We start from the raw sequence: 25,344 nt of genomic DNA, 5'->3' as shown, positions 1-25,344 counted from the left end.
ATTATGAGTGAAAAATTATTGCCATTAGGAAGTATTGTTTATTTGGAAGGTGGCACTGTTAAAGTGATGATCGTTGGACGGGGTGCCATTCTGGAACAAGAAGGAACCAATGTCTATTCAGACTACGTAGGAGTTGTATATCCTAGAGGAATTAACCCAGAAGATGCAGCTTTTTTTAACCATGAAAGTATTGAAAAGGTTGTCTTCAGAGGTTTTGAAGATGAAGAAGAAATTCGGTATATGGAAGTCTATGAAGACTGGGAAAAAGGTTTGGATATACCGAAAATGAAAGTTGAGGATTAAGTTAGTAATCTTAATTATGATTCGCTATAAAAGAAAAATCGCTTGAATAAAAGCGATTTTTAATTTACGATTTTAATGTTTCTGAGACTATAATAAAGTAATTGCTAAGGGATGGTAAAAATAAGGCTGTTTATTAACTCGTTTAAGATGGTGAAATTAGTGGTCTTTGGGAGATATACTTGTCAGACGGATAGTTTCAATTTATTAATAATGTTTATCAATTGATTTGTATCCAAACACGTCTAATCATACGTTTGAATATTACGATAATTCGTGATAAACTAAAATAGTTAGATTCTATAAATTTTTGATAGTATTTATTCACGTTTGGTGAGTAGTGATCACCTTTTTAAATCTGGAAATTTACTAGTTTTTTAATATAGAAAGCAGAGATGAAGTGTTGAAAAAAGTTAGTCAATTGTTTTTGCTACTGATGCTGTTATTTTATTCAGGAAGTACGGTTCATGCTAAAGATGGTGAGCTGGAATTAAAAACAGACTCAGTAACGCAAAAGAAGCAGCGTTCTCAAGGTAATGAGATTGAGCACATGTATGCGCCGAACTTGTTCATGGATCGAATAGAGCAAGAAGCGACAAAAAATAAGACAAACGCACAAGAAATCATTAAAATTGCCAATCAATCAAATTTCAGTAAAAAGGAAGTGTCGAGCGGAGATGGGGTAGATACGAAAGCCTATCGTCAGACTTTATTTCAAAATTACCAGGTTGCTGATAATATTAAGATAGATAGACAAGAATCGGGAACAACGATGATCTGGTCAATTCTTGGTATAGTCTTGTTTATTGTGGCAATGATATTAAGTGGCATTTATTTAGGAAGGATTTTTCATGGGGGAAGACTATTTAAACGCAACGATTAGATATAAGGACAAGGAAATCGATATTCGATTTTCTAAGACCTTATCTTTACAAGAAGTCAAGGAGTTAATGTGCTCAAATAATCTAGATAAGCTATTGTCTCTTCGTCAAAGCAATTGGTATTTAGATGTTCAAGGAAAGTTATTGCGGATAGAGCAACATAGAGCGTTGAAGGAGTATCCGTTAGGAAATGGAGACGTGCTGGAGGTAATCATAAATGACTGACAAAATTGATATTAAACATAGTAAGGAAAAGGTTAAGGTCGTTTTGGCACCAAGCCACTTTTCTAGACCAAAACTAGCAACTATTGAAAATTATTTGGATGCGACAGTGACATTAGAAGAGAATGGTTTCTTAACTCTACTGTATGATAAGCCAAACTTTTCCTATAGTCTGAAAGATCTTATCGCTGAAGAAATGACCGAGGTCAAACGTTTGGAATTGGCTCAAAAGATGGAGTCAATCACTTTTTCTGAGCATAGCTTTAAGGTTCCTTACATTCATCCAAAAAATATCTTTTTACAAGGAAGTGTCATCAAAATTCTTCATTATGGTTTAGAAGGAATTATGAATCCAATTCCCTATACTTCAGAGACTTTCTTAATGAACTACAAAGCTCTGGTTGTCTCTATTCTTCGACCAAAGCTTGATTTTGAGCTTTTGGTGAATGGTATCTCAGCTATTAGTGACTCACTAGTACAAGATATTATCGCCTGTAAGACATATGATGAAGTTGTAAAATATATCAATGAAGCGTATGACAAGGCCTATCAAGAAGAAAAGAAGACCAAGATCGTAGTCTCAAAAAGAAATTGGCGCATTTTTTCCATTGGGATGGGAATTTTTTCTGTGGCGACGATTACGTTAGGCGCTTTCGCAGCATATTTTTATTTTTGGTCTATTCCTGTTCAGAAAGCAACTGTCAGTGCACAAAGTCAGTTTATCTCTAAACACTATGATGATGTGGCTGATGAATTACAAGAATTCAAGGTGAATCGATTAGGTAAAGAAGCGAAATATGTTTTAGCATCTTCCTACGTTCACTTAGATGACTTATCTGAAGAGCAGAAATCAAGTGTTTTGAATACAATTACTCCATCTAGCGAAGAGAATTTGTTAGATTATTGGATCTATCTTGGAAGGGGAGACTATAAAAAATCTCTCGATCTAGCTCAGAATATTGGAGATGATCAGTTGACCCTCCATGCCTATACGAATTTGTATGAACAGACCCGTGAAGATAAAAACATGAAGGGTGCGGACAAACAAAAGAAATTGAGTGAATATCGTAAGGAAATTGAAGAGCTCTCTAAAAAACTAGGGGTAAAAGTGGGTAACGAAAAAGATGAGTAGGGAAAATAATAAATTATTTAACAATACAGAAAAGGATCCGACAGAAAGTGGTTTATTGGATCAAATCAAAGTAGTTATATTTGGTGATAGATTTTCTTTGCTCACTTTTACAGAGGGAGATAGTGCTGAAGACCAAGGACTTTCTTTCAAGGTAAGGAATGGTAAGATATACTCTAATGGACAGGAGTTGGCTACGGGAAAAAATATCATTGGAACGAAGACGGTCTATGTACTGGACGAAGGGCAGAATATTTTTGTCAGTTATATGTCGCCTCCGGTTGAAGATTTTGTTATCTCAAAAGAGAAAGAGTCAGATCTCAAAATTCAATCAAATACCTATGTCCTATTTTCCAACGATAAAGTGTACGTCTATCCAAATGGCAATGTTTTCTACCTAAATGACCAATTGGGTACCGCTGATGTGATTGCTGATTTTAAACAAGGCGATAGTCTTTTTGTTGAGAACTACCTTGTAGAGTTTTTAGAGGATCAGTGGAAAATTTCCTCATTTGTGGAAAAACCACATTTTAACAGCCAAACCGTATTATTAAAAGCTAAAAGCTCTATCTATCCTGCTAATTTTCCAGTTTATCGGCGGAGTCCGCGTGTGCTACCTACTATCTACGATAAGAAACAGAGAATTGAAAAGCCCAAGAATCCACCGACAAAACCCAAAAATGCGATTTGGCGAGCAATCGTTCCTCCCATTGGGATGGTAGCTCTTTCTGGATTAGTAGTCGTTTTAATGGGAAGAAATGCTATTATGATGCTGAGCATGGGGGGGATGAGTATCCTTACCGCGGCTTTCTCCATTACAAGCTATTTTTCTGATAAGAAAGAGTACAAACAAAAGAAGATTTCAAGGGTTGAAGATTATGAGTCGTACTTATTGAAGCAAGTATCTACTCTGCAAAAACACTATGCAGAAGAGAAGAAAATCCTTTTTTATCAGCAACCGAATATAGAAACGTTGATTGAAATGATCAAGCATTACGATGAACGTCTTTATGAACGCTTGCCTTTCAATGAAGATTTCATGACGGTTTCACTAGGATTGGGTGAGATGGATAGCCAGCTTCAAATTGATTATCAAACGGACTATTTAACCAAAGATAAATTAACTATCTTTTCTCAAGATTTGTTAAAGACCTATGAGAAACAAAAGGGAGTTCCTGTCACCACTACACTGGCTGAAAATATTGTCGGACTTGTGGCTAAACACGATATGGGGCAGTTGTTCATTCAGCAAATTTTGTTGCAAGTTGCTGCTTTTCACTCTTATCATGATGTGATCTTTGTTAATTTGAGCTCCCAAGAAGATTATGATCAAATTTGGAAGAAATGGAGATTTTTACCTCATTTTCTATTACCAATGATTAATGTTCGTGGATTTGTTCATGATGATCGGACAAAGGACGCTGTGCTGACAAGTCTGTATCAAGTACTGCAGTCTCGTTTTCAAGAAGCTGACCAAAAGAAGAGGACCTTTTTGCCTCAGATCGTAATTGTCATTTCAGATGATCGATTGTTATCTGGACATGCGATTAATGAGAGCCTTTCAAGACCGGACTTGGCTTCCTTTGGGGTGACAGTCATCTGGGTTAAAGAAAGTCGACGTCAATTACCGGAGACGGTTACCACACTGATTGATTTGAAAAATGGGGATACCGCTACATTAATCAATAACAGGGGGCTATATGTCAATCAAGATTTCACTCCCTACCCTATGAATAATGATTACGAGCCAGCTATTCGTCATCTAAGCAACCTTATTCATGAGGAAACGCAGAAGAATGCGCTCCCTGATGCAATTACTTTCTTAGAGCTTTATAATGTAGAACATGTTGATGATTTGAATATTGCCAGTCGATGGGTCAATGGTGATACGTCTAAGAGCTTGGCAGTTCCACTTGGAGTACGTGGTAAGGATGATATTGTCCAATTAAACTTGCATGAACGTGCTCATGGGCCCCATGGTCTTGTGGCGGGTACTACGGGGTCAGGTAAGTCTGAAATTCTGCAGTCTTATATGCTGTCGTTGGCATTGAATTTTAGTCCAGAAGATATTGGCTTCCTTCCAATTGACTTTAAAGGTGGGGGGATGGCAAACTTATTTAAAGACTTACCGCATCTATTGGGTGTCATCACGAACTTAGATGGAGCAGGAATTCAACGTGCCCTAGCTTCAATTAGAGCTGAGTTGCAAAAACGTCAACGTCTATTTGGAAGATATGGAGTTAACCATATTAATGGCTATACCAAATTATACAAAGAGGGACGTTCAGGAGCCGAGGGAGACTTCCCTACAGAGCCATTGCCTCATCTATTCCTGATCTCAGATGAATTTGCTGAGTTAAAGCAAAATGAACCGGAATTTATGACGGAGCTGGTATCAGCGGCACGTATTGGACGTTCTTTGGGAATTCACTTGATTCTTGCTACTCAAAAACCTTCTGGGGTTGTCAATGACCAAATCTGGTCTAACTCTCGGTTTAAATTAGCATTGAAAGTTGCGGAAAAAGCTGATTCAAATGAAATTATCAAAACTCCAGATGCTGCAAGTATTACTCAGCCAGGTCGTGCCTATTTGCAAGTCGGCAATAACGAAATTTATGAGCTCTTCCAATCAGCTTGGAGTGGTGCGCGCTATGCTCCTACAGTAAAATCACGAACAGAGGAAGTTGATAATCGAATTTGGTTGATCAATGAGCTGGGGCAATATGAACTTGCAACGACAGATCTCTCTTATTTAGAAGAAGAGACTGTAAGTATTGATCCTAATGCTGACGAAACGGAACTTGATGCAGTTGTTGAGTATATCGCACAATATGCAAAGAGTATCGACCTTCGTATGCCAACAAAACCGTGGTTACCTCCTCTTAAAGATGAGATTACCTCACCACTTTTAGTTCCAAAATGGACAGAACATAAACTCCGTAAGGCTCCTTTTGCTTTAATGGATGTACCTTCAGAGCAAGCGCAACATGTGTTAGAGTTTGATCTGGAAGAATTCAGTCATAGTATCATTTATGCTTCACCAGGATTTGGTAAATCTCAAGCACTTCAAACGCTAGTCATGAACTTCGCTCGATTGAATAGTCCAGCTCAGATGCATTTCAATTTATTTGATTTTGGAACCAATGGGCTATTCCCGTTGAAAGGATTGCCGCATGTAGCGGATATCGTCAATTTAGATGATTCAGAAAAATTATTGAAGTTCTTGAAGGCTTTACAGAAGGAAATTCAAAAACGTCGAGATCTATTGGCTGAATATGGCGTCACTTCCATTGAACAGTATGAGCAAAAAACTGGTCAGTCTTTACCATTTATTTTAAATATTGTAGATTCATATGACACCGTTCGTGATCATCCTTTGGAAAGCTCTATCGAGTCAGCTTTCCATCAGGTGCTTCGAGAAGGGGCAAGCTTAGGAATTTATTTGATTGTCACAGTCCTTCGGAATACGACTATGAAGTTAAGTATGCGAAGCAACTTTGCTACTCAATTTGTCTTGTACTTGGTAGATAAGGATTCCAAGAAAGATCTGATTGGCTTTGATGCTCTTGCTGATCAAGTAATCCCTGGTCGTGGTCAGATTCGATTTGATGAACCAATTCGATTCCAAGTTTATCTTGCAACTGAGGGTGGTTCAAATCTTGAACGATTGCAAAGTCTTGAGACTGCCATTGAATCAATGGATCGATCATGGGATGGACCTCGACCAGAAGCTGTTCCGATGCTTGCAAATGAAATCACGTTTGAAACATTTGAAGACGATCCTGCCGTTCACAATGAACGTCAATTATTCAATATTCCAATTGGTTATGATAAAGAAACAACATTGCTTCGCTCGATCGAACCAATGAATTATGACTTTATCCTGTTGATGGACGATACACCTTCTCAGACCTATAGTCTGGAACGGACGCTATTATCTGCTTTTTCAGCCTTTTCTGGGAAAGTCAATCGCGTAGTGGTAGACACCGACGGACGATTTACTGGAATGAATGACTACTTTGATACTATCATTGAGGAAGCTACGATGGGTCAATTCCTTAATGAGCTATTAGGAATTATTCAATCAGGTATGCGTAGAGAACAACCGATGTTTGTTTATCTGCCTGATATTAACTTAACCGGCGATAAGATTATGCTGACGGATAAAGATGTCAATACTTTATTTACAAAATCATCAGCGGTAAACATTCATTTGATTTTCCATGGTTACCAAAGCGGTATCGTTACTAAATTTACACCATTCTTCAAGAGATTACGACAAAATGTCCCAATGGGAACTTTTGGTACCACCTTCAATGAGCAAAAAGTGGTTCCTGGTCGTACTAAATACAATGAGCCATTGGTGGAACTCAATGAGACTCAGCTATTTATTGGTAGGGATGTGTACCGTCTGAGAATACCACAAGACAAGTAGATACAGAAAGTTTCCATAAGATTTTCTGAATGTGTTATAATAGAAGAAACTCTACAAGCGATTTTGTTTCTACTGCTTGTGGGGAATAGCATCATTTATATTTTTTGATGAAAAGGTAAAATCATTTTAGGAGAAAAAGCCATAATGAGTATAAATAAAATTAAAAAATACTTACTTGGAAAAGGGTTGATTATTTTATGTTTGGTGATGACGGTTGCTATTCTTGCCTATATGGCACAGTCAGATAAACTTTCATTTGTTCTTGGAAGTAAGGAAAAGACACACCTTCGTATTGGGATTGTAAACCAGGACGAAGGGGACCAACTAAACAATGTTTCCTACAATTTTGGTGAAGATTTTACAAAATTGTTAGCAAAAGATGAAAGTGGAAAAACTAGTTGGAAAGTCATGTCTAGGGACCAGGCGGAGAGTCAATATAAAGATAATTCGCTAGAGGCAATTATTTATATTCCAAAAGACTTTTCACATAATGTCTTACAGCTGTCTAGTTTTAATCCTGAAAAGGCTAAAATCACCTACAAAGTAAAAGAATCTGTCAAAAAAGAACAGTCGCTTGAAATGGCTCAGCAAGTAGGAGAATACGTTAACAGCTTAAACCAGGAAACCATTCGTTTGTACTTTACAAGTGTCGTTAATAATCTTGATGATGCTAAAATTCAGATGAATACCATTGTTGGCGATGAGTCAAATATATATAATTCTTTGACTACTTCAATCTTACAGCCGGCTGATCAAAGTATAAAATCCTTAGATACGATCCCTTCGATTGCGGAGAGTGTTCAATCTTCTAACAGATCTTTCGAACAGTCTGTATTAAATTTCAAAACCTCAACTACGGATCTATTAAAAGCTAATGCAGAATCTCTTTTTGGGCAGACTGATTCGATTTCAAAATATAAAGCAGTGCAATCACAAGTTGCTAATCATAATGCCCAAGTTGCAGGCAATTCTTCCAAGAATCAGTATGACAAAGATAACAATTTGTATCAAAACTTATACAATAGTACAAATGATTCTTTAAATATTTTTGGAAATACTGAGATACCGACGGATCCAAATATCCCACCATCTTATTTAGTACAATTATCTCAGCGTATTGATAACTACAATCAAAGAATTACTGGTTTCCAAACGCAAGTTACTCAAACTCAAACAGAATTAACAGCATTAAAGACGTCTCTAGAGGGTTCTCGTACGCAGGTTGCTCAGAACTACTTTGATGGAACTATTGTAGACACCTCTACTTTGGGAGATAATGAGTCTGATATTACGAAAGCTGTCAGTGCTGGTGTAGATACAAATAGTGTAAGAGAAGCATTAGCTAAACAGGTGGTTTCGACTTTATCAAGCTCAGATCGATTGCCTGGAGACTATGACAATCAAGTCAATAGCACCATTGCCTCCATTAGTGTAAACCCAGCTGACTACGCTAGTCTATTTACTAAACTTAAGGAACTGGGTGCTTTAACAGATGCACAAATTGCTTCATATAATTCTAAATTAAACTTACTGACACAGTACGCTAGCGTGAAAGGTTCGACTACAGGGTCAATGCCAGGTTATACATTTATAACAGTTGCTAATGATGTATTACCATCAACTGACTCAAAAACAGTGACATTGGATAATGTCTATCCAGAAGTAACAACTGAGAAAAGTGGAACAAATAAATACAACGCTACTCCAATTAGTGTTGCAAATGTTCAAGTTCATGGAGCTAAGTCAGCTACGGTAGTTCCAAGTACAGCAACCATTTCAGATCCAACCCCTATTCAACTGCAAATCCAGTATACTCCTGATTATGGTCTAAACACGATCTCGTTCGATCTTCAGGTTGGTAGTGAGAAGATACCTATGCAGTATAGTTTCTTCTATGACAAGAATAAGGGTAGTGAAGCTTTGATTCATAGTGATTTGTCTACTGTTTTTGAGCAACTTTCCCGAATCGATACGGCAGCAACGACCGTTAAAAATATCTATGGTAGTCCATCCTCGTCCTATGCTGTTGATGTTGCTAATCCAGCAGGTGACTCTATTGCTAAGATGTATGGGAATATTTCGGCAACTTCTGTGGCCGATAAATTACAACAAAAAGATGTTGATCAATATCGGAAATCAGGAATTGACCTATATGTTAAGTTGAGTATGCAGATAAACCAGCTTCAAGCACAGATAGATTCCCTTCCGCAACTTCAAGGTGCTGAACTTCCAAATAATTACTTTACAACCAGTATCGAAGATCTAACTAAATGGTATCAAGCAGCAAGTGCTAAGCTAAAACAAGAATATGAAGAATGGCAGAAAAATGGTCCAGAACTCATAGAAGTTTCTGCAACAAATTCAGGAGATGGCTTAGCAACTAATAAGATCTATACAACTGATGAAAGTAGTGACGGTTTGCTTGATATTGTTACCAGACTTGCATCAAGTACCAAAAACACTTCTGAAACGATTAACTCAAATGGAAGTGTAATCGGTTCTATGGAAACACAATTTAACTCTTTATCAGAACAGTCCAAAAAAGTTCAAGAAGAAGTGAAGCAAGTTCATCAACAAACCGAAACGCTCATTAAGAATCAGAGCAAGAATATTGAAGAGAGCACGGAATTTAATAATAACTTCCAAGGTGTACTTTCAAATGCTCGATCAAATGGAACAGATAACCAAGCAGTTCTTAACTTCTTGGCAAAACCAATTGTAACTGAAAAGACTAATCAATCGAGTGTCTTGTCAACTACGCCAATATGGGCCTATCTACTTGTTATTTTGCTTCTAACAAATATCGCTACTGGATTGATGATCAGAGAGTATTCTCGTCAAAAGAGAGAAGAAGCTGCTGAAAAAGAAGAAGAGGAACACTTTGAATAGGTGTCATTCTGCTGTCTAAGATTGCTTCTAGATCAATGGTAGTAGACGATAGAAACTAGATTTTGAGAGGCTGGGACAAAAGTCCTAGCCTCTCAATTATTTTTGGATTGTTGAGAAAGACGCAGTGGTTGAGTGGGCTCTACTACACTGATTTCATCAGCTTTTACAGCCCTACTCAACTGTGCGGAGGTGGGACGACGAAATTGAATTCTAACGAATTACCGATTTCTGTCCCACTCTCTCTTTATAATAGAAGGAGTATGGTATGGTTTTTGTTACCTTATTTATTATTTTAATGCTTGTCATTCTTGTTTTCGTTGTAGGGATTGTTTATTGGGCTATTAATCATGCTCAGAAAAGCAATAAGGAGTATCAGGCTTTTGCTTCCCTGCATGGTTACCAGTTCGATCGAGCACAGGGGAATGACTATTACAGAGATTATTCGAAGAAGAAGATGGATCAGGATCGGACCATCACTCCTTTCCAAAGTCCCTATGTTGAAAAATATGCCAACTTTACGCACTATCCCTTTGGCCGTGGTCATGAGCGAAAGGTAGCCTATGTGATCTCAGGTGCCTACAAGGACTGGCAATTCAGAGCCTTTACCTATCACTTTGTGGGCAATACCATGGAGCAAACTGGGCCTGGTGGAGTCTTCAGTGTAGTCATGATTGAGTGTCCTCAGCCACCGCAGGTCCAGCTACCCGAGCAAGTCTTTTATGAGAATGGTGTGTTGTGCGCCTACCAGCTTGAAAATCTCAATGTAGAAACCCTTCATGATCGAATCGAAAAATTAGGAGAGCTGGCAAAAGCCTTGTAGGATGAGCTGTCAGTAAGAAAAGTCACATCTTCAGTTCCTTTCCTTAGGTGAGTACGGAGGTTAGGTGAAATTATCCAGTGGATGATTTCAGCAATCCAGGAAGTTCCATGACTTAGTTTTGAACCCCTTCGCTTTTCAATTCTTAGGCTCAGGCTAAAACAGTTCCCCGAACTGTTTTACTCTCAAAACTCCCGAGTGGCTGAAACTTTAGCATTTCAGCCACTTTTCTCACAGCGGAAAGAATCAGTAGATGTTTGAATAAAGTTAACAAATAACTATATTTATTTTTCTGAGCTTTACATCCGCTTCATAAAAAAATGATCTATGTTTCATAGCCACCTTTTTGGTGGTTTTATTGTGTCCAGATGCATTCTGCCACCTAGCATTTATGGTATACTAGTTCTATGTAAATTTCCCCGATTCTATGAGTTTAGGGCTGTTTTTACCAGTGAGTGAAAGGGGGCCGAGTTTTTTGTAGGAGAGGGAAATAATAAAACTTTAGGAGTGTAAAATCATAATGGGTAAAATGAAAAAAATAATGGCTGCGGTTCTTCTGTCTCTTTCTTTGGTTCTGTTAGCGGCTTGTGGTACGTCTTCGGCTAAGCTTGAAGGGGAATGGAAAGTCCAAACAGGCGATAAGAAAAATGGTGTGCTCGTCTTTACTAAGGACACTGTGACAGTAGACGGAGAAGAATATCCCTATAAACAAAAGTCTATTGAGAAAAAAGGGAACCTTGTATACTACAAAATCGAGCAAAATGGTGAGTCTTATTCAGTGATTTTCCCAGATCAGGATAGAAATATTGCCATCATGATTCAACCGAGTTCAGAAAAGGATGATTTGAGCGGACTCTTGCTGTATGCGATGAATAAAAAAGAGCAACCAAGCTACGAAGACTATGCCAAGAAATACTTGAGATAGACTGGGGTGAGAAAGGGACAGATATGTTTTTTAGAAGACGTCGTATGTATTTGAATCAATATTACGACAAAGCTATTTATTATGATTGTAAGACCCATGAAGTTTTAGAAGCTCCAAAGAGTAAACTATTAGATACAGAGAAATCAAGTAAAATGAACAGGCATATTCCTTTATTAGTTGTTTTCTTTATGTTTAGCGGAGGTGGCCTTACATCCTTCTTTAGTATATTTGTGCAAGGAACATATAGCATGACAACTTTTTGGAGTGTTATTCTTATCTGGATAGCAGAATTTGCTTTTATCACGATCCTCGTAGAACGAGCCTTGTATAGAAATGTCAACAGGGCTCAAGTGACTACCCAAACGGTTTGTCTGGTGACTATGGAAAAGTCAGACGAAGCCAAGGACGAGGAGGCAGAGATGGAGATGAGTGAAAAAGATAGCCGCAATGCTACACGCTTGATAAAAGGATTAATTTTTCTAGTCCCCTTGGTTGGATTCTTCTATGCCTATGATTTTATTTTTAATTATAAAGACTTGTTAGGTAATCCTATTGGAGGAGAAATATTTAAAATTATTGCAACTGGACTTTTATTAGGTGTTTCTTTTGTATTATATAATCAAAATAATCTTACCAAGATTTTTGATATATTGGATTTATTCCGTGCTGGAAAACTTAATGTGATATGTAGAGACGATGACAATCCAGATGTTTATCTAAAAGTGAGGATGGGAGCAGATCAAGAACTTGTCATCACCGAGCTAGAGAAGGATAAAAACCAAGTTTTTAAGTAGAAGGTAGAAAGTGGACATGATGGAAAAAGAAATGAATGAGAAGATTATTGAAATCGTGCATCAAGCCAATGATATGATTCCAGTTGAGTGGGATGATTTGTATATTGTAATAGAGATGGACAAGACCTATAGTGGAAGTGCATATTTCTTCTTTAAATATAAAAATCACTATCATTACCATCTTGAAATGTCAGATGATTTTGGCCTATCAATGATGGAAGTTCTAAACGAGAATAAGATTTTATTTAAAAAATCTGAAGAACTGAAAAAAGTGTTCGTTGAGAATGATTTGGCAGATTGGTATATTTGTATCATTCACTTAGATGAAAATAACAAGTTATCAGTCGATTTCGATTACGCTCCATGGTTGGAAAGTCATTTTGGACCAGTAGCTCGTAAGAACTTTTTCAGATATCAGTTTCTTGGTTTTGAACCTCGAAATGAAAAAGAACTAGAACAGTTCAAGGCCATGGAAGCCTTCCAAAGAGAGCATAATGAGAACTAGTTTGCTTGGAATAGATTTATCAGTCCAGATAAGGAAAGGGAGTTCATGTCAAAAGCTTCAAAGAAAAAGAAAGTAGTGATGGAAGAACGCTACCACGGTCCTTTGATTACAAATGGGGTTAGTCTAGGTTATATCAAGCTTCTATCTTGGATTAGCTTAGCATTCTCTTTTATGGCATATTTTGGGACGACCTATGTCGATCATATTGGCATTTATAAAATCTTGTTCATTATTTTCATGTTCATTAGTGGTGTAGCAATCCCAATCTCTTTCTTCGATCGTTTTATTGTGAGATTTAAGAGTTTTATCTATCTTTTTATTTCCATACTTGTTTTGATTTTAAATGTTGGCATTACTTTTGCAGGCTTGGTTATGCTAGTTGGTAAAGATGAAATCTATTCAGGCTTGGCGCTGGTTTATAATCTGGTAGCTCTCTGTATCCTGCTTTTTTCTACTGGTCTCTATTCCTGGTATTATCTTCCTCAAAATCAGAGGAAAATCTGGGCTTTCAACCGGTGGGAGACTTATGCTGGTAAAGAAAAAGGCAAGAAGCAAGAGCGATTGTTTAATGTTGGAGTTGCTTTTGTAGCTGTATTGTTAGCGCCAGCTATTCTCACTGGCTACATTGAGAATATTGCTGGTGTTTTCTTGGGCATCTTGATGAACCTCTTTTTACCAGCTCTCATAGTGGATGGAGTTCAGGCGGCGCGCTATGTACGCAAATACCCAGAATATGAAGAGTAGATTTTTCATTTTGAAGCTTGTTCCTAATGGTTAGGAGATTTTAAGAACTTATTTTCATGATTAGAAAGAGGTATGTATGTTTTTTCTGAGACGACGTCGCGTCTTTATCGGCGAATGTGATGGACAAGCGGTCTACTATGACCAAAAGACGAGGGAGGCTTTGGCTGCTCCCAAGAGTGGCCTGCTCAATACGGAAGGGGCTCGAAAGACCAACGCCTAAATTCCTGAATTGGTGATTTTCTTCATGGCTGGTGGAACAGGTGGCTTTGGCTTCCTTGCGGCTATGAGTATAGGAGTCTACAACTGGACCAGTCTGACTTTTATCCTATTATTGTGGTTGGCAGAGTTTTTGTTCATGTTTGCGATTCTTGAACGAGGACTATATAAAAATGTTCGCAAGGCCCGGCCGACGACAGAGAAGGTCTTTTACTATGCGGCTTCTCATAACTTGATGGTGGGGGAAGATAACTTTGATCCAGCTAAGTTGTCAACGAAAATCTTCCGATTCGTTCGTTTTCTAATCATTGCCACTAATATCTACTTGTTATATGTTTTTTATAGCTGTACTCAAAAATTTGGTCAGGAGATTGAACTAGGTAATGAATTCTGGCTAGGTGGATTATTATTCTATGTACTCGTGTTAATGTATAATCAAAACAATCCAGTTCGTTTTGTGAAAATTATGAAATTATACAGCCAAGGAAAAGTACGATTTAAAGAAGATGCAGAGAGTTGAGCACCATTCAGGATTAGCTAAATGACTTGGAGGATAAGGATGATCGAAGAACGCTACCACGGCCCTTTAATCACGAATGAGGTTAGTCTAGGCTATATTAAATTTTTTCCTTGGATCATGCTACCGATTACGGCATTTTTATATTTTGCGGGTGGCTATGAAGATAGGATTGGTATTATCAAGATTTTATTTCTTTCCTGTATTCTGATTAATGGATTTAGTATTATCTTTGGCCTTTTTAACTCTTTAGTGAATCGCTTTAAATCTCTGACCTACATCTTAATCGGCTTGGTAGCTTGGACAATAGTTGTCAGCTTCACCTTTATTGGCCTATTGATGTTTACCTCGGGCGAGGATTCTATTAGTGCTCGAACAGTCAATGATTCCAGCTTCACCATGTTTTATCTCATTCCCATCTTGCTCTTATTCCTTGGGATGACCTTGATTTATGCCTGGTATTATCTCCCTCAAAATCAAGGAAAAATTTGGAAGATTAACCAATGGGAAACCTATAAGGTGAATAGTAAGAAAAAAGAATGGCTTTTCAACATTTTGGGAGTTATTGGGATCTTGTTGCTGTTCATAGCCGTGATGACAGGCTTTATAGAGAGAATCTTCGGTCTCTTCTTAGGGATGTTAATCACATTAACGTTTCCGGCGGTTATCGTGGATGCCGTTTACGCAGCCATCTATATCCGAAAGCATCCAGAATATGAAGAGTTGTGATTTTACAAAAAAGTGGCCGTTAAATGGCCGATCATTATAGAGCGATTGATCAAGAGTGTAATAAAATTGGATGGAGTCAATGAAGAAACAATCTATTTTTAAGGCAAGTTTTGAAGAGAGTCTAAATTTACAGGATGATCCCATTTCAGGAGAATTTTCTAATAAAAATTTAGCATCTGCTCAAGAAAAAGAGAAATACAGAGGTACTTTAAAATCCTATGTATGGTTGACTGTTTTAACAATTGTTTTCATAATCGGTCCTAATTGGCTTATAACAGCTTTAACTAATTATCTTTATCATCATTCTGAGGATTCTCCTCTATTGCCACCGGTTCATAATTTCTTGCCCAACTGGCTATTTATTATTTTCTTACTTATATGGCTTTTACTGATTCTTTTTGGGAAACGATTTTCTCAGCAGTTTATCCTTATATATAGAGGACAATTTCACTTATTTGTCACATTCCTAATTTGGTTGATTGTCGAAATGAATCTATTTTTATTGACATTTTTGTATAGTACGATGAAAGCGACAGGAACAATCCTTTTCTTTGTTTTGTTTGGGCTTATGTGTTACATTATCGTCCGAAGCAGGCGAACTTCGTTACTGTCATTACTATATGGCAAACAAGAAGATGCACAAGGTGCACAAGACTGGCTGGGGACACTGTTTCATAAAGTGGGTGCATTTATCTTCAAATATGGTTTTGGAGTTATTGTAGTTTTGCTTATTTTTAGGTTGATTTTCCTCAGATGATAGGTCTCAGTTTGGATATCCTAGGAGTTTTGCTTATTTGGTTTGTAGGTGATTTGTTATTTGTTATGTTAGAAATTTATCTAATATTTCCATTTATGCTTCAAGGATATTATAAATGGAAATACCCAGAGGACTACCGTGAGTGGGAGGGTAAGACTGTAGAGGAATGGTATGGGAAGGCCTACTTGAAGAAGCGTCCAGAGCTCCTAGAAAAAGATTCTGGAGAAAATTAAAAATCAAGCTAGTTTTAGATGAGGCTATTATTTCAGGAAGATCAGTTGGTTAGAGGAGAAAGGAAAGCATGTTTTTTAGGGAAGTGATTTATATAGGAGAGAGCCAAGGTCAGGCCATATATGTCCATGTCAATGAGCCACGAAATCCCCTAGCAGCTCCTAAGAGCAAACTCTTAAATACAGATGTGGCGCGTGGGAATCGAAAACACATCATCTTGTCAATTTGTACTCTTTTAGCGGTTAGTAGCATCCTGCAGTTTTTTCCAGCAACGCGCTTTTTTACAGGTGTCTATAACTATGGAACCCTGATTTATTTTCTGCTAACTTGGTTGTTGGAAGTCATTTTATTATTGGTGATTGTGGAGCGAGCACTCTACAAAAATGTTTCCCTAGCGGAGCCTACCAGCAAGGAAAACTTCAGAAGAGCCGTCAATAGCAATCTCTTTTGTAATAATTTTTCAGATAAGAATGTTACTCTTGGTAAGAAGCTATTTGCCTGGATTTTCACAGCCTTTATAGCTGTCATGGGCTTGGTGGGTCCGATTTCTGTCCTTTTCATGCTCGTTTTGAAGATGATGGGAACACCAATCGGCAGTGAGATATTTCCTTTAAGCCTGATGGGGATTTTGCCAGCTGTCGCAGCGTTATTACTGTGGCAAAATAATATGATCCGATGGTTGAAGGCAGTTGAGCGATATAGAAATCATCGCGTCAAAAAGGAAATAGAATAAAGAAAATAGAAAGAGGTCAATATGTTTTTTCTCGGAAGACGTCTGGAATACAAAGAATACCTAGAAATTAGTGACCGCGAATGGTACAGTAAACGCTATTACAAAAAGCTGGTCAAAAGTGGTCAGCTAGAAGAGGAGTAGTGGGATATGAACCGTCAGTCAGAAGCATTAAATAAGGAATATTTTCAAGCGCTGGGTTCCACGCGAGCTTCTGTTAGAATGTTGAGTTTGGCCTGGGCTAGTTTGTTTGTATTGAGCATCGACCTGACTCATGTATACTTTTTTATCAAGGAGCAATTCACAGTAGATCCTTTTTCGAATGTCCCTTTTCTCTTTTTATGTCTCCTTCTATTGCTCATGCTAGTCTGTCAAATCATGTCATTCAGCAAAGCATTCATCTATAAGCATCAACTTTTTAGTACTGTGATGCTCTTTGTACTGATCAATGGGCTCCATCTCTCATTAGTTTTAATGGATTATATTCTCACTATTTTAACAAATGAAGTTCTAAAAGATTCGCTGATCTACTCGCAGATTTATTGGTTGAGTTTCACTGTTTTATTTATCTGTTTGACGCTTTATAATGTCAGCTGGTTAAAAAAGCAATTAGGACGAGGCTTTTCAGAAAAACGAGCTGCTGGGAATTCTATCACCACCTCCAGTGTCTATAGCAAATCCTCCCTCTGGATTATTTTCGGAATCACTTTGTTAGGCGGAGGGCTGGCTAGTTTATCCGGTTATTATGTGCAAACATTTGGGATTGTCAGTAACATAGTATTTACTTCAGCTTTTTCGAGATTGATCGTCGAAGTTGGCTATCTCCTTTATCTAAGAAGTAAGGATAAGACCTATTGGGAAGAAGGACCGAAGGAAGACCAGAGTCAGTTCTTCTTGAAAACCATAGATCTCAAAAAGGCCAAACACCGCTTGACTACAGAAGTTGTCTTATTTTTGACTCTAGCAGTGTCTTTAAAACTATTGAATATAGATGCCGAAAATAGCCCGATTTGGCTAATATGGACAATAAGAATTTTTGGCTATTCAATTCTATTGGATGCTACGATCAGTTTTGTTTTTTATCAGATTAAAAAGAAGAGATAGAGAGAAAGAAGAATCAGAAAGCCTTCTTTGACTATTTAGAAAGAGGTGGTAAGAGTAATGTTAGATAAAATGAAACAGTTTAAGTGGTTGATAATAGTATCTTTTATCTTATTAGTCATTCCTTTGTATCTCACTTTTAAAAATTCTCAAGAATCCAGTACTCTAAAAATAGCTTTTGAAAAACAGGATAGAATCGCAGTTTTTCATTGTTTAATGACGTCGGAAAAGTACGCATCTCAAATACGTAAAGCGGGATACATCATTCCATCTGATGGTGCCATTCGTCTAGATGGAGTCATTTATCCGCTTGAAATAGAAGGAGACCTACATTTGAAAATCAGCCCTCCTCAGAAAGATGCAAAAGATTTTCAGTTATTTTTCACTACACAAGTTAATGATAAACAAACATACGTAGCTTTCGTGTTAGATAAAGACCTTAATTTAGTTTATTCTAACTATTCTCAGGATAACGACAGTGGAAAAAGAGAAGGAGTCTCTATCTCGCAATCCGACGAAGAGCGTCTGTTGAAAATTGTTCGAGGCGAGATTGACGGTTTCATGGAAAATATGTATCGGATCTTATATGTCTAAATATAGATATAGGTGCTGCTACATACATTCGTGATTGTTCGAGCCCGTTCTTTGCTTTTTGTTTTATTTAAAAATGAATCTTAAAGTGTGAGTACCCATTCAAGTTGCAAGAAAGGAAGATAAATGATAACACCCCTGATTTTTATTATTTCTCTTGTCCTACTTTTACGTCGTTTTACAAGCAAACGTTCACGAAAGATCATTGGCTTCTTATATGCTTCATTTGCGGTCTGGTTTATTTATTCGATTTTTACGTATGGAAGCTATACCCTCCAGCCTGGTCAAAGTGTTCAATTGAGAGTTCATCCCAATACGGACCAGTTGGAGTATAGTTCGGAACTCCATTTTAAAAAATTAGACGATGCTAAGTTAAAATTGTCCGGTCGAAAAGGTTGGGGGATGAAAGATAGTAATATAGTTTATAATGTTGAAAAGCAAACAATAACGGAGCTCATTTTTTTAAAAGACAAAACAGAGCGTAAAGATTTACCGAATGATAAAAGTAAGGGCATCTATTTAGAAAACGATGGGATAGTGGTTCAAGGAGAAGTAGAGGAAGTATTTGGGGTGACGGAACGAAAGCCCTACAAGATCACCATCACAAATGTAGACGACAAACCGGCCCATTTTAAAGCGCGAGTGGTGGATAGGTAAACTGGACCTTCATCTACTCTAGTCGCTTTAGCCCCAAAAATTGAGGTGATGTGACCGACAAGGATATTTGGAGAGAGGATCTTGGAGCAGACTAGTGATATGTCTCAATCTGAGTTGCTGAGGAGGAATGAGGTAGCAGTGCGTGTGAAAAATAAAAGAGAACAACTTAATAAATGGAATCTAGGATGTTCTGGAGTGGTTGCTATTGTAGCGATTGTGTTTTCCTATTATATTTATTTGTATTTCAAAAATGCGAGTTACACCTTGAAACCAGGAGATTCCATAGTTTTAAAAGTTCCAACCTCAAAACAAAAAGAATTTTCCCCAAAATTATATCTATCTAAGATTTCTGGTGGGAAATTAGAATTATCTGGGAAAACCTCATGGTGGCAGCGTGGAGAAGGGAACCTTGTAGGGACGAATTATGATGTTTTGAAGCAAGAAATTAGCGAAACCTACTCATCATCAAGTAATATCCCAACAAAAATAATAAAAAATGATCCAAATAATAGTATCAATTTATCAAAAGAAGGTGTCGTTCTTCAATCTAAAGAATCTTGGGAATTTGAGATTCCAAACTCAAAACAAATAAAAATAACGAATATTTCAGACAGGGATATTAGGTTTGAAGCACAGGTGACAGGTGAATAGAAGAACCGCCAAAATATAACTTGAATTTTTAGGGTTAAATTGATGAATGTGTCAGTTCTCCTAGAAAAGATTAGGTTTGTAGATAAGAAGTTGTAAATAATGGAATTGAATCATCAAATTTTTGGAAAAATAAACTATAACTATGGTTGGACTCAAGATATTACGGTAACTATTTTTGGTAAGAAGTCTGTCTTAGAAATGAATATTGACGCAGATGCTGATGGAGAATTTGAAGTCAATCAAGAAAGAGCATATATCTTTTTTAAAGAGCACTTAGATGAAATTATCAAAGAATCGAATACTGCCATCGTGTCATACTATAATAATGAAATAGCAGGCATTGTTTTGGGTTACACCAATATCGGCGAAAAACAATATTTTTTGGATAAAATTGGAGATGAGGAACAAATTTATTCTCTGTTGAAACCCAAACAAATTATGTTCCCTTTGACTTTTGATGAACATGTTGAAGAATTTGGTTTTATATGTGATTGTGATTGGGACAAGGAAAACGGAGTAGGGATAAAGTTTACCAATGGTATTCTGTCTGAGATTGGATCTCAAGACATCCTTCTATAGATATTTCTTTCTCCTATAACTGACTAGTTCAAGAAGAAAACGGATTACTCTAACCACCTTTGAGGTGGTTTTCTTTATGACTTGATCAAAGCTGGTACATATAGTTTATGGTATACTAGAGGCAGAGTGAAACGTGAATAGAAAATAAATTGGAGGAAAATATGCTAGAAAACTATGTAAAAGTGGCAGATATGCCCCAAGAAGTAATTGAAAAATACAAGGATCAAGTTCCAGCTGAGTTAGTTCAAATTTGGCAGGAGGATGGTCTAGGAACATTCTTAGATGGTTATCTAAAAGTCATTAATCCAGATGACTATCTTGAACTTCTCCGAGATAGCTATTTCAGAGGAGATGCCGCTTTTCCTATGTTCGTAACAGCATTTGGAGATATTATTACTTGGGAAGTGAATGCCTATGTGGGAATTGTCCAATATAATATTCAAGATTTGGATATTATTTGTAAGGGTATGGATTTATTTATTCGATTTTTAGATAACGAATATATTACAAAAAAATTTGAACTGGATTTATATAGACAGGCTGTGTCAAAACATGGTCCTTTGTCTTATAACCAGTGTTTCGGTTTTGTCCCGCTCCTAGCATTAGGAGGCTTTAAAGATGTGGATTACATGGATAAAGTCAAAGTTCTGGAGCACATTTATCTCATGTACCAACTCACAGGCGGAGTGTTTGACGATTGATAAAAAAGAACCATCCTCGAGGTGGTTTTTTCGATTCTTTGGATGAGACTCGCTAATTTGGTGAATATAAATTATTTGGTACAAATTTTGGCAAAAAAACGAAATGACAAGCAAAAAAGCCTTGTAAATTAAGGCTTTTTCCTGTTGATTTAGATGCCCCCTGCATGAATTTGTAAGAACTTTTCATATTGAAAATAAACAAAAGTGTTGAAATATAGCTGATTTTAGGGAAATACTTTTAGGTGTTTTCACTGTCAGGCTTTAAAAACGTGGCAAAAGTGGGGCAAAAACGAATGACTCACATTTGGTTTGAAAATCTATAATACCTAATGATTATGCCATACTAGATATATAGTGTTGTTATAAATAAATGTCAGTGCGAGTTCAAATCGGAGGATAAAATGGAAAAACAAATTAATGAAAAAAAAGCCTTGGTTCCCAAAGCTTTTTTATGTTATAAACTCATTAAAAGAACCCCCAGTTAGATTTGGAATATTTTTTATTCTGTGTCATATAAAAATAAATAAAATGAGTGGCTATAGCTAGAGCTAAAATGGTTGTTATACTCACTACTATTATAGGATTAGAAGCAAAGATTAAAGAGAGAATCAAGGCAGCCAGATAGAGTGTCGCTTGGACACAGTAGTAACTTTTCGAATAGCGAAGATAGTGTTTGTTATGGGGCCCATTTACTAGGACAGCAGCTTGAAAGAGGCCAAATCCGATATAAGAGAAGCTGGTTGCAAAGAGACGATTAGCTTCAGGATTCAGAAGAAAACTCATCGATACAGTCATCATCATAAGCCCAATGAAAATAGGATAGTGACTGTAAATTAGAAATAGTCCCTTTTGATTAGATTTTTGATCAATAGCATGGTCGAATTGACCAAAATAAAACAAGAACAGAGAAATCATAATTATGAAATAAAGAACCGAATAAATCGAGAAATTCTCGATTGTAAAGAAGTTAGCTAGCCCCATAATCATCTCTCCAAACGTAATAATGACAAGAAGGGAGATGCGCTCGATTAAATGGGGGAGATTTACCTGGTAATGCTTATCTTTACTAAGCAAGATAATTGGCATAATAAATGTTAGCAGAATACTAGCAAATAAGATAGAGACCCCAACGTAAATAGGAAGAAGAGCTGCTAGATAGACTCCTAAACTTCCTAGACCTGTTATCCATAGAAAACCTTTGATACTTTCCCGATTAGCATTATCGGTTGATTTTCTAAAAAATTCAACCAAATATTGTAAAAATAAGGTAAAGGTTAATGTACCAATAGCCCAACAGAGATAATGAAAATATTGTTGCCAATCAGGTCCCATCATATTGGCTATAAAGAGTAAAATTCCCATTTTGATAAACATGATTACCATGTTAAATAAAGAGTTCTTTCCATAGCGATTGGTATAAAGGGTTTGAATCATCCAGGAATCGGTGAGAACCAAGACAGCCATGAAAAAATCAAGGAAAGAATTCCAAGTCAAAATACCGTTATGAAGATGCTCAATTAAAGTAGTTACTTTTGAAATTGCAAAAACAAAAACTAGGTCATAAAAAAGTTCTGAAAATTCTACACGCTTATGTTTAATAATATTTGTCATCTTAATACCTTTCTACTTTAGAAATACAATTCATTATAACAGAAAATGGTAATGAGAGAAAAAGGATATGCTTAAATAATTTCATGTGGCGCGAATTGTAAAAACCTTGGACACATTTACCTCATGTACCAACTTACAGGCGGAGTGTTTGATGATTGGTAATAAAGAATGGGTGTTGAAACATTCAAGTTATTATCATACTGAGAAAGATGGAACAACAAAACGAGTTGAGTTCAATGCAACTAAGCAACCGGAAGAACTGAAGAATAAGATTATACAATAGAAAAAGCGAGCCTAAAACTCGCTTTTTTTATTTAATCTAATAGCTCCTTATTTTCAATTAAGAGTTCTAGTGGGGATTTATCTCTTGCTACAATAAAACCAGGTTCATATTGGTTATGAAATGTTCTTTTCGGAGAAGTTGGATCAATATACAACTCATCTCCATCTTCTGTGTATAGTTGGTTGCCTCTTGTTAGGTAAAGTAAATCCTCTAAGTACTCTCCATCAGTTTGTAGAAAATGTTCGATGTATTTGACAGCCTTTAAGATCTCACTTACTTTATCAGAGTATTCATTCGATTCAAGAACACTCTTTTCTAATTCAATCTCCTTACTCGTTCCAAAAAGTTGAGTTGGAGTTGCATTAAAATATTCTGCTATCTTATCCAAATTTGCAAAGGTAGGATAGCTTTTTTGTTTTTCATAATCAGAGATGTCTGGAAAGATTGATCATAAAAAAATGTGAGGCAAATGATGGGGTAAATCAGTTATAGATAAGCAAAAAAAGCCTTTTAAATCAAGGCTTTTTCCTGTTGATTTAGATGCCCCCTACATGGATTTGGAAAGGATTTTCATATTGAGAGTAATTAAAAATATTGAAATATAAGTGATTTTAGGGAAGTACTTTTAGGTATTTCCAATGTCATGATTTAAAAATGGGGCAAAAACGAATGACTCTCATTTGGTTTGAAAACCTATAATATCTGACGATTATGCTATACTAGATATATAGTGTTGTTATCAATAAATATCAGTGCGAGACTAATCGGAGGATAAAATGGAAAAACAAATTAATGAAAAAATTATCGAAATGGATAGGGAATATCCCTTTTTATTTTGATTTAAATCAGATTTTTGGATGGAATAGTATATGATAAGACAAAATATCTTTGAACATACAAAAAGACAAACGCCAAAAATGACGTTTGTCTACGTTCTGAGGTAGCCTTTAGGCTCCCTTTTTTCTTAGTAAATACCGATGAGTAATTGCATGCCAAGACTAGTCAGGATGATGGCAATCCAGCAAATGGCTCCGAGAAGAATGGCCTGTCCACTGGATTTGATTAATCCAATGAGATTGGTTTTGAGGCCGATAGCACTCATGGCCATGACAATAAGGAATTTAGAGAGTTCTTTGAGAGGTGAAAAGAAGCTATTGCTGACACCGAAAGATGTGAGAAGAGTAGTTAGCAGAGAAGCTAGGATAAAGTAGAGGATGAAAACGGGGAAGACTTTTTTAAGCTTTACCCCTTGGTTGTTGCCTTGTTGACGGCTTTGCCAATAGGAGAGGAAGAGAGTGATAGGGATAATAGCCAGGGTGCGTGTCAGTTTGACAATAGTGGCAGATTCAAGAGTGTTGCTATTGTAAAGACTATCCCAAGCGCTAGCTGTGGCTGTTACAGAGGAAGTATCGTTGACCGCAGTACCCGCAAAGAGAGCAAAACCTTCGTTGGAAAGATGGAGCCAAGAACCTAGAGTTGGAAAGATAAGAGCTGCCAAGACATTGAAGAAAAAGATAACAGAAATGGCTTGGGCTACTTCTTTTTCCTTGGCGTGAATAACAGGAGCAGTCGCTGCAATGGCAGAACCGCCACAGATAGAAGATCCAACTCCAATCAAGGTAGCTAGCTTTGTATCAAGGTTAAAAAAGCGTTGGAAAAAGAAAGCAATAATTAAAGCGATAGAAATGGTCGAAAGTATGACAGGAAGGGAAGATTTTCCAACTGCGAAAACTTGAGAGATATTGAGTCCAAATCCAAGCAAGATAACAGCATACTGAAGCAGTTTTTTTGAGCTATAAGTCAAGCCAGCATCCAGTTGTGTATAGGAAGTGAGAAAGGGATGGAGAATCATTCCGATAAAAATGGCGAAAACAGGTGCTCCCACAACAGGAAGAAATCCTCCTAAAACCCAAGAGATGATAGAAATGATCAGACAGACTAACAGTCCTGCCCAATTTTTTGATAGAAATGACATAAAAACCTCCGAAAAAAATACTCCTTATTATAATCTTATCTGTCAGAAAAGTAAAATAGAAAGTAGGAAGAAGGTTACAAATAAATGGAATTTTGCGGTCAGAAAGCTTTTGTAGCATAATAGATATATGTTCTTTGTTCAATAAGGATGCAAATGTGGCATATGTTATTGAAAAAAATGAATTTGATGAGCCTGGACATGTGAAGTAATTATGTGAGATAAGAAAATAAATAAGAGAGTTGAAAATGTACTGCACCCCAAAAGTTAGACAGAAAAAATCTAACTTTTGGGATCAGTACAAACAGTGCTTTTTTTGTTGAAATCGCAAAGAATCTAAGCTTTCTTTTTGCAGATAACATTCGCTCTTTTATTTT

23 protein-coding genes and 2 pseudogenes are annotated in these 25,344 nt (G+C 36.8%); 22 read left to right on the top strand and 3 right to left on the bottom strand.

Going from position 1 to position 25,344, the window contains the following annotated elements; all coding sequences use genetic code 11:
• Window positions 1–3 precede the first annotated feature (3 nt).
• The 22 genes and pseudogenes from LXO72_RS07055 to LXO72_RS06950 all read left to right on the top strand — a co-directional run bounded on the left by LXO72_RS07055 (window position 4) and on the right by LXO72_RS06950 (window position 21,101).
• Window positions 4–303 carry a DUF4176 domain-containing protein gene (locus LXO72_RS07055; RefSeq protein ID WP_233331932.1) on the top strand — a complete coding sequence of 100 codons (300 nt, stop codon included), beginning with the start codon at window positions 4–6 and terminating at the stop codon, window positions 301–303.
• 397 nt (window positions 304–700) lie between these two features.
• The gene (gene essA / locus LXO72_RS07050; RefSeq protein ID WP_233331931.1) at window positions 701–1,183 is read left to right on the top strand and encodes a type VII secretion protein EssA; all 483 of its coding nucleotides are present in this window, start codon (window positions 701–703) and stop codon (window positions 1,181–1,183) included.
• A gap of 215 nt (window positions 1,184–1,398) precedes the next feature.
• Window positions 1,399–2,535 carry a type VII secretion protein EssB gene (gene essB / locus LXO72_RS07045; protein WP_154859018.1) on the top strand — a complete coding sequence of 379 codons (1,137 nt, stop codon included), beginning with the start codon at window positions 1,399–1,401 and terminating at the stop codon, window positions 2,533–2,535.
• On the top strand, window positions 2,528–6,967 hold the full coding sequence (gene essC / locus LXO72_RS07040; RefSeq protein ID WP_233331930.1) for a type VII secretion protein EssC: 4,440 nt from the start codon (window positions 2,528–2,530) through the stop codon (window positions 6,965–6,967). The genes essB and essC overlap by 8 nt, the downstream gene beginning before the upstream one ends.
• A gap of 144 nt (window positions 6,968–7,111) precedes the next feature.
• A complete protein-coding gene (gene esaA / locus LXO72_RS07035; protein WP_233331929.1) occupies window positions 7,112–9,856 on the top strand; it encodes a type VII secretion protein EsaA in 2,745 nt (914 codons plus the stop codon).
• 265 nt (window positions 9,857–10,121) lie between these two features.
• The gene (locus tag LXO72_RS07030) at window positions 10,122–10,676 is read left to right on the top strand and encodes a hypothetical protein (RefSeq protein ID WP_233331928.1); all 555 of its coding nucleotides are present in this window, start codon (window positions 10,122–10,124) and stop codon (window positions 10,674–10,676) included.
• 517 nt (window positions 10,677–11,193) lie between these two features.
• The gene (locus tag LXO72_RS07025; RefSeq protein WP_233331927.1) at window positions 11,194–11,598 is read left to right on the top strand and encodes a glycosyltransferase; all 405 of its coding nucleotides are present in this window, start codon (window positions 11,194–11,196) and stop codon (window positions 11,596–11,598) included.
• A 44-nt stretch (window positions 11,599–11,642) separates the two neighbouring features.
• Window positions 11,643–12,392, top strand: a complete 750-nt coding sequence (locus LXO72_RS07020; protein WP_233331926.1) for a hypothetical protein — start codon at window positions 11,643–11,645, stop codon at window positions 12,390–12,392.
• A gap of 19 nt (window positions 12,393–12,411) precedes the next feature.
• Window positions 12,412–12,897: an immunity protein YezG family protein gene (locus LXO72_RS07015; RefSeq protein ID WP_233331988.1), complete on the top strand. Its 486-nt coding sequence runs from the start codon at window positions 12,412–12,414 to the stop codon at window positions 12,895–12,897.
• A gap of 45 nt (window positions 12,898–12,942) precedes the next feature.
• Window positions 12,943–13,641: a hypothetical protein gene (locus tag LXO72_RS07010; RefSeq protein ID WP_233331925.1), complete on the top strand. Its 699-nt coding sequence runs from the start codon at window positions 12,943–12,945 to the stop codon at window positions 13,639–13,641.
• 76 nt (window positions 13,642–13,717) lie between these two features.
• Window positions 13,718–14,377 (top strand): annotated as a pseudogene (locus LXO72_RS07005) (hypothetical protein).
• A 39-nt stretch (window positions 14,378–14,416) separates the two neighbouring features.
• Window positions 14,417–15,103: a hypothetical protein gene (locus LXO72_RS07000; protein ID WP_233331924.1), complete on the top strand. Its 687-nt coding sequence runs from the start codon at window positions 14,417–14,419 to the stop codon at window positions 15,101–15,103.
• A gap of 79 nt (window positions 15,104–15,182) precedes the next feature.
• Window positions 15,183–15,860, top strand: a complete 678-nt coding sequence (locus LXO72_RS06995; RefSeq protein ID WP_233331923.1) for a hypothetical protein — start codon at window positions 15,183–15,185, stop codon at window positions 15,858–15,860.
• Window positions 15,861–15,925: 65 nt separating this feature from the next.
• On the top strand, window positions 15,926–16,093 hold the full coding sequence (locus tag LXO72_RS06990) for a hypothetical protein (protein ID WP_233331922.1): 168 nt from the start codon (window positions 15,926–15,928) through the stop codon (window positions 16,091–16,093).
• A 68-nt stretch (window positions 16,094–16,161) separates the two neighbouring features.
• Window positions 16,162–16,824 (top strand): hypothetical protein, encoded by a 663-nt coding sequence (locus tag LXO72_RS06985; protein WP_233331921.1) that lies wholly within the window; start codon window positions 16,162–16,164, stop codon window positions 16,822–16,824.
• A 45-nt stretch (window positions 16,825–16,869) separates the two neighbouring features.
• Window positions 16,870–16,965 (top strand): annotated as a pseudogene (locus tag LXO72_RS06980) (beta-carotene 15,15'-monooxygenase); the annotation flags it as partial.
• A gap of 6 nt (window positions 16,966–16,971) precedes the next feature.
• Window positions 16,972–17,925 (top strand): hypothetical protein, encoded by a 954-nt coding sequence (locus LXO72_RS06975; RefSeq protein WP_233331920.1) that lies wholly within the window; start codon window positions 16,972–16,974, stop codon window positions 17,923–17,925.
• Window positions 17,926–17,982: 57 nt separating this feature from the next.
• Entirely contained in the window at window positions 17,983–18,516 is a 534-nt protein-coding gene (locus LXO72_RS06970; protein ID WP_233331919.1) for a thiol-disulfide isomerase, read from the top strand.
• A gap of 123 nt (window positions 18,517–18,639) precedes the next feature.
• Window positions 18,640–19,170: a hypothetical protein gene (locus tag LXO72_RS06965; RefSeq protein WP_233331918.1), complete on the top strand. Its 531-nt coding sequence runs from the start codon at window positions 18,640–18,642 to the stop codon at window positions 19,168–19,170.
• An 81-nt stretch (window positions 19,171–19,251) separates the two neighbouring features.
• Complete coding sequence (locus LXO72_RS06960) at window positions 19,252–19,821, top strand: hypothetical protein (RefSeq protein WP_233331917.1); 570 nt, start codon at window positions 19,252–19,254, stop codon at window positions 19,819–19,821.
• Window positions 19,822–19,920: 99 nt separating this feature from the next.
• Window positions 19,921–20,400 carry a DUF6985 domain-containing protein gene (locus tag LXO72_RS06955; RefSeq protein WP_233331916.1) on the top strand — a complete coding sequence of 160 codons (480 nt, stop codon included), beginning with the start codon at window positions 19,921–19,923 and terminating at the stop codon, window positions 20,398–20,400.
• Window positions 20,401–20,561: 161 nt separating this feature from the next.
• A complete protein-coding gene (locus LXO72_RS06950; RefSeq protein ID WP_233331915.1) occupies window positions 20,562–21,101 on the top strand; it encodes a T6SS immunity protein Tdi1 domain-containing protein in 540 nt (179 codons plus the stop codon).
• Between the two features lie 465 nt (window positions 21,102–21,566).
• Here LXO72_RS06950 and LXO72_RS06945 read toward each other — a convergent pair whose 3' ends face one another.
• From LXO72_RS06945 to LXO72_RS06935, 3 genes are all read right to left on the bottom strand, one after another.
• Window positions 21,567–22,712 carry a low temperature requirement protein A gene (locus LXO72_RS06945; protein WP_233331914.1) on the bottom strand — a complete coding sequence of 382 codons (1,146 nt, stop codon included), beginning with the start codon at window positions 22,710–22,712 and terminating at the stop codon, window positions 21,567–21,569.
• Window positions 22,713–23,026: 314 nt separating this feature from the next.
• Window positions 23,027–23,440 carry a helix-turn-helix domain-containing protein gene (locus LXO72_RS06940; protein ID WP_233331987.1) on the bottom strand — a complete coding sequence of 138 codons (414 nt, stop codon included), beginning with the start codon at window positions 23,438–23,440 and terminating at the stop codon, window positions 23,027–23,029.
• A gap of 519 nt (window positions 23,441–23,959) precedes the next feature.
• A complete protein-coding gene (locus LXO72_RS06935; RefSeq protein WP_154854022.1) occupies window positions 23,960–24,970 on the bottom strand; it encodes a YeiH family protein in 1,011 nt (336 codons plus the stop codon).
• Between the last annotated feature and the right edge of the window lie 374 nt (window positions 24,971–25,344).

The sequence above is a fragment of the Streptococcus sp. XMC genome (assembly GCF_021341835.1).
Lineage (GTDB): Bacteria > Bacillota > Bacilli > Lactobacillales > Streptococcaceae > Streptococcus.
Note: the sequence above shows the minus strand (reverse complement) of the source record. Positions and strands in the feature narration are given on the sequence as shown.